A 9,860-nucleotide genomic window follows, 5' to 3' on the forward strand; every position below is an offset into this window, starting at 1 on the left:
CTCGTTAGTGATTGTACTCACTTAACGCAGTGTCCAAAACTACTGGTTCAGATCAATCTTTTGTCGTTCCGTAATACGCTAGCGTGATTTTTGGGTATCCGTTGTCGCCTTTTTTAACCTGCTTTGCGATGCGTTTTTTAGCTTTATCTAAATTCATACAACTTCCTTTTAAGGCTGAAACTAAAAATGAACAAACGTCTGGTATATCGTAGTTTTACTATAAAGCATTACCACATCCACTACATGATTTTATGGATGATAATCCTCTTTTTCTTACGTTAGTTTTTCCACAAGAAACACAAAATTTCAATGAGTGGATATTGTAAATAGACGTCAAGATAACCAGCGGAACCCAGACCAATAATTCTGACCCATTACCACCTGAGCTATAGATAAAACCAATCGAGAAGATACCAAAAACAACAGACTGCAAAGTCCACAATGTTTGTTTGTACTTCGCACCTTTGATAATAAAAAACGTAAAAAAGCCAATTGAGCTACTGATAAGCCCATAAACCGCAAAACCTATAAAGGCTTCTTGTTGATTCATAACTCTCCCTGTCAACCTCACGTTTATGGTCCGAGCAACGCTACTGCCCCAAAACCATACGACCTTAAACATTAGTCAAACTTTAAACGAAAAGTGCCAAGCCTCGTAAATCACTTTTGAGTTATCTGTTCGTTAGCAGCTTTCAAGGCCGCATTTAAACCGTCTGTATCCTTACAACCAATGTAAACATGCTTTCCATTGCTTAGGCTTAACTTCAGCGCTGAACCTATCGATACATTATATAACCAACCATCGCTCAACATGCGGATGCCAATACCTTGATACCACTTGCTTTGATAAAACGATGTCTCCGTTATGTCTGACACTTCTACATTCTTACGCCAAAAACCAAAACCGAAATACCAGCTCAATGCATTGCCTTTGATCTCAATTGTCATGGAGAAAAAGAGCAAAGCAATTAACCCGTTGATGGCGTGAGCGATGAATGTTCCGGAGTTATTATCAGACGTAATGACAATGAAAGCACTTATCGAAACAAGGATGAGCAACAACCCCTTGTTGTATTCCTTACTATAAAACACAGTTATATCTCCTATGGACAACGAACAACCAATTACCTAGCCAACAGCTATCTTACTGTGGCCTTTCTCATTAATCGTGGCAAGTAATGAAAGCAGATTCCCCAAAACCAAGTAGCATTACCTTGATACGACCTAACCAAAGTATCAAAGCAGAATAACCTTGTTCATGTTCTAAGCCTTGTTTATAAAGCACATCGAATCTACATTAGCTACTTGGTAATGCCTTGGCCCATTCGGATCGCAGAACAGCCAGAACTACGGTATCCCACCACCGTCCTTTGAAAAAACGATGCTCTCTAAAGTGCGCTTCTTTACGCATACCTAAAGACTTACAAAGCTTAATGGCAGGTAAATTCTTACTGATTGTCTCCGCATAAATGCGGTGTACACCCAATGTTGAAAAACCAAAATCAGCCAAAGCGAGAGCCGCTTCATTGCTTAACTTATGACCTTGATGCGATCTTGAAAACGCACACCCCATTGAAGCTTGCTGATTGTCTTCTAAACGCAAACAAACAGTACCAATGAACTGCCCTGTGCTCTTATATTCAACTGCGAGTTGATATGATTTCCTTGGTTCTTCAGACGCCTGGGCTATAAACAAGTTGGTTAACTCTTTATATTTAATAGGATCACAGTCACTTTCATCATAGAAACGCTGATATTTAGCATCTTGAGACATCGCTACGAAGGCATCTTCATCGCAAGGATTCATATCCCTAATAATCAGTCTCTTTGTCTCAATTTTAAACATCGAACGTTCCTTTTCATCGTTGTAAGCTAACGCCCAATAACGTAACCAAACACACTCAAATCTACCATCTAAATCACTAAAGCAAAGCCGAACTGCAACGGCAACGGCAACGGCAACGGCAACGGCCAAGTGTTAACTGTCTGCTCAAATTACTAGCTATATTTCTTGATTTATAGCTTTCACCTGCCCAATTAAAGTATCGTATTCATACTCAATCCCTATTTGTTATGCCTGTTCTAACCCTTTCAGGGAGCTTGGTACTATTATTTTATGAAATGGCGTAACGAAGAACATATAGGTCTTACCAAACACATTGTTCACATGAACCACGGTATTTGCGTGAACAATTGCGGTTTCTCCTTCAGGCTCAATAAGAAAAGAAACTCGGACATTAAGATGTTTATCACAGTCTTCTAATACAACTTCATTCTCAGTTGAACTGACCAGTGTAAAAATACCGACTCGTTCGCCTACTACATATTCTGAACCTAATTTATCTCGGGATACATCTTGTAGACCCCCCAAGTTTTTTAAACCGAGTTTAGATACAACCCAGTTTCTCGTAGACATCAGAAATGCAATCCAAGTCGGTGTTTGAGTTGCTATTTCAAGAAATACTTCAATAGCAGTTTGGTTGTTGTATTTTATTTTTTTCGAAAAGCTATCACAGAAATATGAATTTTTGGAATACTCGCTCAATAGTGACTTCTTGGGTATAGACATAAACTCTCCTTGATGATGACAATTCGCCATAGCGAATAATATGGACTCCCCCTCCTGAGGAACTGCCACACTTAAGTGGGATTACACCGGAGGTAACATGTCTGATGATTCTTACTTCAGCGGTATCACTCTAACTAAAAAACACTTTAGCCTTCATGCCGCAGACCAACATGGCAAGGCAATACTTAAAAGTCAGTTACTCGATCTTAATTACTAATCTCATACTCGTTTTTTATACGGGGCAATTCCTCATATGTACTGATTGCTTTAACTGCACCGCTTAGATCATTTTTACCATTAAAGCTATGCTTAACAGCAATGACATCACAGCCACTAGATTTACCAGCACGAATACCTGCTGTGGAATCTTCAAACACAATTGTTTGGCCAGGTGAAGCCGCTAATCTACCAAGAGCTAAAGTATAGGCTTCAGGATCCGGTTTATGCTTAGTTACGTGCTCCTGTGTGATAACAAGGTCAAAAGCATTCTCGAGCTGCAACGAGGTTAAAATATTATCAACCATCCATGTTGCTGCTGAACTAACAACTCCACACTTTTTCCCTGCTAGTTTTAACTGTTCTATGTAAGCCTTAGCCCCAACATTTAGCTCAAGATCATCATTGAGCATCTGTTCGTAATGAGCTCGAAAGTGGTAATTAAACTCTTCTAAGTCAGGAGCAATATTAGCATTTTCAAAAAAGTGACCCGTTACAACCTGCCAACTTTCCCCCATAACATCTTTGTAAATGTTGTGGTCTACGTGTGCGCCATAATCTAAACAAGCTAATGCTAACGCTTTGCCCTTTAAAGGCTCTGAATTTACTAATGTTCCGTCCATATCGAACAGATAAACTTCGTAATCTTTCAATTCACTCTCCATGTTAGATTTTTCAATCTCGTATAAGCCTAGTTAACCAGTGAAAAAAACAATGCAACCAAACTAATATGACTACCTTACCCACAAAAGCCGACCATTACAAAAGTGCCGAGCGTTTTGGAATCCAGTTAAACAATTTATTCGGTGATGGCTACGATAGTAGGCAATAAAGTAGTGGCAATAAACTAGCAATCAATAAGCTGTGCCCAACAGACGTACTCTCTAATTTTGTCACAATGGTTGATTTAGCAGACTCGTTTTCAATTAACGAACTAGCAGAAACGCCAGCCATGTTACTAGGGTCACTATATCCGACCTTATGACCGGAAAAAGACAAAAGTGAACCCAGAGCAAGAAGAATTAGCATTGAATAGAACGCATAATCACTAGAAAATGCTAGTTTCAAATAGCCTGTGAAATACTCGAAAGTAACTACAATTAGCAGTGCTAATAAATTTGATAGCACTATCAACCTTACGAATTTAAACATATTCCCTCTGATACCAATAGAACAGCTAACGTCCCAATAAACGGTGAGTGTACGAGTGCCATAATGAAGCGAAACGGAATCGGCACACGTTTATGAATCCGACTTAACTGCTTTGTGAACTGGCTTTTCTAGCGATCACTAAACCATGATTACTTGATCCCAAAAGGCTTGCTTCGTCGCAATTTGCCAAATGATAATCTAACCATGTCTGATATTGGGATGGCGTAAAGTTATTAACACCGTTAGATATGTAACGTCCAAATCCATCTGTTGCTGCGTGTCCAATTACATTAAACCCATTTTTGTTTACAAGATTTTCAATTTCACTAGGCGTTGCGAAATACCCGACCTTGAAAAAACTATCGGCTTTAGCGTTTGATACCGTGCCATGTTTATTTAACTCTAAAAGCACCTCCGGAGTGACTAGCTCTGGAAATTGTTGGGCAAACATACCAGCGACAAAGAAACGTGAAATATAGGCTATGGCTAGTACACCATTTGGCTTTAAAATCCTTAGTGCTTCATTAACCGCAAGCTCTCTTTCATGCAGAGTTTTTAGGTGGTACAAGGGCCCAAGAATTACACAAACGTCTTGAGAATTACTTTCGATAAATGACACATCACAAGCATTACCCTCAAACACTTTTAACTCAATACCTTCAGATTTTACTTTAGTATTTAAAATCTTCACTTGGTCAGGCGCAAGTTCTACTGCTGTAACATCACAACCTAATTTTGCAAAATGTAAGGAATAGCGCCCCGTTGCTGCTCCTAACTCACATACTGATTTTCCTTTAAGTAAATAAGGTGTGAGTTTATGTATCGTAGTATCAAACTCTAACTGAGCAATATATTGCCGAGTTAGCCTTTCATCTTCGTTTGCACCCGTATATTGGGCTATCAATTCTTCCATTGTTCACATCCCCTTTGCCAGTGAGCACCCAATTAAGTAGCTGACAACGCTACCACTACACAGTCGACTTAAATTTGTTATTAGAACGATACTTAAAGGTATCGCCCTAACAAAAAAACCACTTTAGTCTTCATGCCGTAGATCCAGATGGTAAAGTTATACTTCAGAAGTCAGTAACTCGCTATAAGCTACTGACTACAATAGCAAATATGCAACTCATACGTATAGGCGTTGAAGCGAGTAGCGAAAATAGCTAACTGGTCTATAAAATTGCTATCGCTTGTTATAAGCGAACTAGCTTGACCGTATTACTTATTTTTATTGTTCAGCCCAGACTCTAGTGCTGCTGCCTTAGTTTTAGCTGACTCTTCATAAGCATTAAATACATCGCTATTTTTACGACAGCTAAAGTGCAGAAAACTATGAATAATAAGCATAAAGAAGGATATCAACACAACAAATATGGGCGCTAAACCGAACCCATCAATGTTCATTGATAAAAGACCTATAACAAAAAACACACTCGATATAAGTGCAACCGATTTACTGCGAGATGATGAGCCCATAAGTAACCCGCTTTACATAACTAAAGAAAGAATAATACTTAGAACCTTTTACGCATACTTTGAAATACTTAACAAATGCAATAGCTTATAACGAAAAGTTAAAGCGTGAACAACGCAATACCGAAGCTACTGCAAACACCTTAATCACTAAAACCAACACACAGTAAAAATGCCACGCGTTGCGAATCACCCTTAAACAGTTTGTATGGATAATAAGCACTCAAAACAATTAAGAGTCACAGTCCTGAACGAATCGTTATTGAAGCTACAGGCCGATTAGAAATGCCTTTTGTTCTTGCATATGCAGAGGCTCAATTACCTATTGTCAGAGCAAACCCTGTCCATATAAAACGATTCGTTGGTGCTATTGGCCGCAGAGCCAAAAAACATACGCCTAATTAGTGACTTAGTCATTCGCCGAAACCAGTTGTTATCCATGCAAACCATGGAAAAGAACCGAATCCAGATACTTCCCGCCTCTCTCCATCCGACTATCAAACCAATGCTAACCACGATAAAAAATCAAATCACCAAGTTAGAAGAAAAGCTCGTTAAACTCATTGAAGATAGCCCTGAATACCAAGCTAAAAACACAATATTGCAAAGCGTCCCAGGAATAGGAAACATTGCCTCTGCATCAATAATTAGCAACGTACCTGAACTTGGTTACATCACGAATAAACAAGCAGCATCACTGATTGGTGTCGCTCCAATAACACGCGAAAGTGGGCGCTACAAAGGTAAGCGCGTGATCCAAGGCGGTCGATCGCAAGTACGCACAGTGTTATATATGGCAATGATGTCAGCCATGCAATGTAACCCCGTATTCAAAGCGACTTATGCTCGACTTTTAGCTGCCGGAAAGCCAAAGAAAGTCGCAATAATCGCGTGTGTTCGAAAGATGGTTGTGACCCTAAACTCTATGCTGAGAGATGGCGCCATGTGGAATGAAAGTACAGCCAAAAACTAATCATTGACGCCATAGTCGTTTGTTAAGTGCCTATTTGCGCCATATGCAATTGTGGTATTATACACGCCTTATATCGTTTAAGTCTTTGGGATTATGGCAAAAATTAATTTAGGTAAACTAGGCGAAACAGATTTTGTTAGATGGTGTACCCAAACTGGATTAATTACTAACAGTTCAAATGAAGAAGATGTTGCTGGTTGGGATTATTTAGTTGAGTTTCCAACTATGCATAGCTCTAACACCCCCAATGACCGAGCAGCACTCCCATTCGAGTGCAAAGTTCAAGTAAAAGCAACACAGAGAAAAGACAAACGCCTTGGAATTAAATTGTCAGTTCTTCAGCGCTTGGTTAACTACAATTACCCTGCTTTTATTTTATTTCTTGAGTACACAAATCAAGCGCAACCTTCTATTGAAAACGCATACTTAGTGCACATCGATGACAAGCTCATAGAGCGAACGCTCAAGAAATTGAGAGAAAACGATTTACTAGCAAAGCCGAAAGAACTGAACAAAGTAAAACTCTCTGTCAGCTACAATGAAAGTCACCAACTACCAAACTTGAGTGGCGACGCTCTAAGACTGTCGATTGAAAGCTTCTCAGGCACTTGTGTTGATACATACATAAAACAGAAACAATCACTTCGGAACAACATAGGTTACCAAGATGGTGGAATCACCATGACTTGTACTTTTGGAAAAGGTAACTTCAATAAACAGCATTTCATTGAAATGTCATTAGGTTTACGAGAATCAATTGATGTGGATAGATTCGTTGTTAAAGACGAAAGATTTAATCTAGCGAATGATAAATTCATAATGTCTCAGTCAGAGTCAGGAAAACTGACCATTCGTAATGAAACTTCGAGACAATGCAAAGTAAGAGTAAAAACCAGTAAGTATTCCCCTGCGATCACTTTCGATGCAGAACTAATTACACTTCCTATAAATCCTTTATTACACAAACATGAACAAACTTTACTGCTAAAGACTACATTATTTACATTCGTATTGGAGGGGCTAAAGCCAGGAACAAATACGAATAAAATCATGTTCACATTAGATCAGATATGCAAACTTGATGACGTATTATCAGTGCTCAAGGTTTTCTCTTTTACTAACAATGGCTTGATAATGGAAATAGAAGGTTTACATGAAACAACTATAAAGTTTGATATTGCCTTTAATCTTCCAGAACCTTATGAACAAAAGTTCATCCAAAGCTTGGAAAACATCATAAATACTTTTGAAATCGATAGAACCAGTGAAGCAAACTTTAACCACATAGCACACCAAGAAGATAACATTGTACTGATTAATAGCTTACTAAAAAACGACATTAGAGATGGTTATATAGATACTCAAGAGCCTATACCAGATGACCCAACTGAATTCGTTTTCTTGGAAGCAATGTTTATCAATCTTGGTAAAGTCATTGTTGGAGGGCTATTTGGTCTACATGCAAGCAAAGAGTCTGCAACAAAATTCAAAATCGATAGAGCCGAGTTATTGCAACCAATTTGCTCTTACGATTCTATTTCGGACGATGAACTCTCCAGTTTATTTGAACAAACCAAGGCTCAATTCGATGATGAAGACATCTTACTTGTCACCAGAAACTGATGTACTTCGACTGGGCACTTAACGAATGACATGGATTCCCCCTTTCCGAGGATCTGCCACACTTATGTGGTACTTAATTGCACCGGAGGCACCATGTCTGATTATTCTTATTTCTGCGGTATCGACCTAGCTAAAAACCACTTTAGTCTTCATACCGTAGACCAAAATGGTAAGGTCATACTTCATAAGTCAGTAACCCGCTCTAAACTACTGACTACAATAGCAAATATGCCACTCATGCGTATAGGCGTTGAAGCGTGTGGTGGTGCACATTATTGGGCAAGAACACTAATAATAAACCGGGCATGACGCCGCTATCTCACTGACGACACTGTCACCTTTCGCTATAAAGAGAGCCAGACCAATGCATGGCGAACGCGCACCTTACCTACTCTCAAGTTTTTGCTGCTCATTTTGCAACACGTGCAGCCCAAAGGGTTGCAGCGAGTAAGAGACTACGGATTTTTACGTGGTCAAGCACACGCCTTAAGAGCCCGGATTCAACTGCTGTTATTGAACTTGGTCTATAGGATGCCGCCACTCACCGCCCCGATAAGGAGCAAAGCGATAAGAGTATGCCCTTGCTGTTAGCATGAGATGGCGTGTGTTGGAGTAAGCCGACCTATGTAACCGAAAGGCATTTGATAATAAGGAGAATGGCATCAATGAAAACAGAGGAGATGTGACGACGAAAGAAACGAAAAACAGTTAACTGGTTGATAAGATTGCTATCGCAACCTTATCTCGGCCTCGCTCGCCTTGAGAAAAGCCTCAAAGCGATGTGCCCTTCAAGTTCAATCGTACAATTTACTTAATAAAGTGGCTTCGGGCTTGTTCAACACTTGGGATTTAGTGTTGGCTACGCAACACCTTAATCCTTATTAGTTAGCAATCATTTTTATCGTTACAACAAAAAAGACAAAACCATGTGTAATAAAATATTAGTAAAATACCCTCCTTTGATTAGAGCTTACAAGGTATCCTTTATGGCATGGTTTATCGCATTATGCATATTACTTTTTATTTGGAGAGTGATGATTAACCACAACAAGTTAAAACTATTAAAGATGAGAGTCGTAAACTTAGCTCTTTACGAAATTTCTGAAGATATAACCTATTTAAATAGAGTTCGTGACTGCGCGACAAGGGTGAGATTTAAGTATGACTTTGTTCACGACATTACGGAAAAACTGAGCTACCAAAATAGTGTAGCTGAAATAGTGAAAGAACTATCAATTCGTAAAGGGTACGACTATAAGCAACGACCACTATGGTCAGTAGTGGAAAATGCAGCGACTAACTATCCAGAACTGTGTTCAGATTGGTAGATATCTCAGGAGTGGCTAGAAGTAGCTACTCCTAATCGAAGAATATAAAAAAGCAGTTTAATATTACTATCCAAAGATAGCCATAAGAATCAAGGCACCACCCCAGATAGGTATAGTTGCAATGGCTAGATTAAAAGCTAATGCACATAGAGCTGCCGCCCCTCCTACCAAAAACAAAATTGCAGCACCAATGTATGCAAAAATATCTTTCATAAATATCTCGGTGATTATTAATATAATTTAATGATAAAGCCAAAGAATAGGCTCTATCGCCTAGCTTCAACTCCGTGAAACGCGAAAATTTACACTAAAAGGACACAGCAAGATAACAAATAATTTTTTTAGCTAAGATAAGAAACTCTTGTTGTTTATAATGATTGCTAACGCCTCATTAAGAGGAAATTTATAGTTGGCTAAAATGTTGAACGCAGTGAAAACAGCCAACTGTAAATTTTCCTGCTTTAATGACTTGTTGAACGAAGCCGCTGCGCGGCAGAGTAAAACAAGTGCAAGCCATACTCTT

Annotated in this window: 11 protein-coding genes and 4 pseudogenes; 6 read left to right on the forward strand and 9 right to left on the reverse strand. The window is 39.1% G+C overall.

The genetic code is table 11. The features are described from left to right. Positions 1 to 217: 217 nt before the first annotated feature. The 7 genes from ACED25_RS22310 to ACED25_RS22340 form a co-directional block, all read right to left on the reverse strand. The gene (locus ACED25_RS22310; protein WP_009846781.1) at positions 218 to 550 is read right to left on the reverse strand and encodes a hypothetical protein; all 333 of its coding nucleotides are present in this window, start codon (positions 548 to 550) and stop codon (positions 218 to 220) included. A gap of 110 nt (positions 551 to 660) precedes the next feature. Next, positions 661 to 1,113, reverse strand: coding sequence for a hypothetical protein (locus tag ACED25_RS22315; protein WP_371696134.1), 453 nt, complete (start codon positions 1,111 to 1,113; stop codon positions 661 to 663). Positions 1,114 to 1,297: 184 nt separating this feature from the next. Next, complete coding sequence (locus ACED25_RS22320) at positions 1,298 to 1,846, reverse strand: GNAT family N-acetyltransferase (protein WP_371696146.1); 549 nt, start codon at positions 1,844 to 1,846, stop codon at positions 1,298 to 1,300. Positions 1,847 to 2,071: 225 nt separating this feature from the next. Then, positions 2,072 to 2,599: a DUF2867 domain-containing protein gene (locus tag ACED25_RS22325; RefSeq protein ID WP_371696148.1), complete on the reverse strand. Its 528-nt coding sequence runs from the start codon at positions 2,597 to 2,599 to the stop codon at positions 2,072 to 2,074. A 176-nt stretch (positions 2,600 to 2,775) separates the two neighbouring features. Then, positions 2,776 to 3,450 carry an HAD family phosphatase gene (locus ACED25_RS22330; RefSeq protein WP_135443008.1) on the reverse strand — a complete coding sequence of 225 codons (675 nt, stop codon included), beginning with the start codon at positions 3,448 to 3,450 and terminating at the stop codon, positions 2,776 to 2,778. A 148-nt stretch (positions 3,451 to 3,598) separates the two neighbouring features. Next, positions 3,599 to 3,937 (reverse strand): hypothetical protein, encoded by a 339-nt coding sequence (locus ACED25_RS22335; RefSeq protein WP_012603990.1) that lies wholly within the window; start codon positions 3,935 to 3,937, stop codon positions 3,599 to 3,601. 103 nt (positions 3,938 to 4,040) lie between these two features. Further along, positions 4,041 to 4,850 carry a class I SAM-dependent methyltransferase gene (locus ACED25_RS22340; RefSeq protein WP_122047261.1) on the reverse strand — a complete coding sequence of 270 codons (810 nt, stop codon included), beginning with the start codon at positions 4,848 to 4,850 and terminating at the stop codon, positions 4,041 to 4,043. Positions 4,851 to 4,963: 113 nt separating this feature from the next. Between ACED25_RS22340 and ACED25_RS22345 the strand changes: the two are divergent. Next, positions 4,964 to 5,089 (forward strand): annotated as a pseudogene (locus tag ACED25_RS22345) (IS110 family transposase); the annotation flags it as partial. A 69-nt stretch (positions 5,090 to 5,158) separates the two neighbouring features. Here the strand turns inward: ACED25_RS22345 and ACED25_RS22350 are convergent. Beyond that, positions 5,159 to 5,416 carry a hypothetical protein gene (locus ACED25_RS22350; RefSeq protein WP_371696138.1) on the reverse strand — a complete coding sequence of 86 codons (258 nt, stop codon included), beginning with the start codon at positions 5,414 to 5,416 and terminating at the stop codon, positions 5,159 to 5,161. Positions 5,417 to 5,632: 216 nt separating this feature from the next. Between ACED25_RS22350 and ACED25_RS22355 the strand changes: the two are divergent. The 5 genes and pseudogenes from ACED25_RS22355 to ACED25_RS22375 form a co-directional block, all read left to right on the forward strand. After that, positions 5,633 to 6,386: pseudogene (locus ACED25_RS22355) on the forward strand (IS110 family transposase); the annotation flags it as partial. A gap of 93 nt (positions 6,387 to 6,479) precedes the next feature. Beyond that, complete coding sequence (locus tag ACED25_RS22360; RefSeq protein WP_371696140.1) at positions 6,480 to 8,009, forward strand: hypothetical protein; 1,530 nt, start codon at positions 6,480 to 6,482, stop codon at positions 8,007 to 8,009. Between the two features lie 93 nt (positions 8,010 to 8,102). Further along, positions 8,103 to 8,300: pseudogene (locus ACED25_RS22365) on the forward strand (IS110 family transposase); the annotation flags it as partial. A gap of 39 nt (positions 8,301 to 8,339) precedes the next feature. Next, a pseudogene (locus ACED25_RS22370) lies at positions 8,340 to 8,600 on the forward strand (transposase); the annotation flags it as partial. Between the two features lie 395 nt (positions 8,601 to 8,995). Further along, positions 8,996 to 9,337, forward strand: coding sequence for a hypothetical protein (locus ACED25_RS22375; protein WP_371696142.1), 342 nt, complete (start codon positions 8,996 to 8,998; stop codon positions 9,335 to 9,337). A 66-nt stretch (positions 9,338 to 9,403) separates the two neighbouring features. On the opposite strand, the gene ACED25_RS22380 is transcribed toward ACED25_RS22375, so the two are convergent. Then, the gene (locus ACED25_RS22380; protein ID WP_371696144.1) at positions 9,404 to 9,550 is read right to left on the reverse strand and encodes a hypothetical protein; all 147 of its coding nucleotides are present in this window, start codon (positions 9,548 to 9,550) and stop codon (positions 9,404 to 9,406) included. Positions 9,551 to 9,860: the final 310 nt, after the last annotated feature.

The organism is Vibrio sp. 1F263, from assembly GCF_041439035.1.
GTDB classification, from domain to species: Bacteria; Pseudomonadota; Gammaproteobacteria; order Enterobacterales; family Vibrionaceae; genus Vibrio; species Vibrio tasmaniensis_A.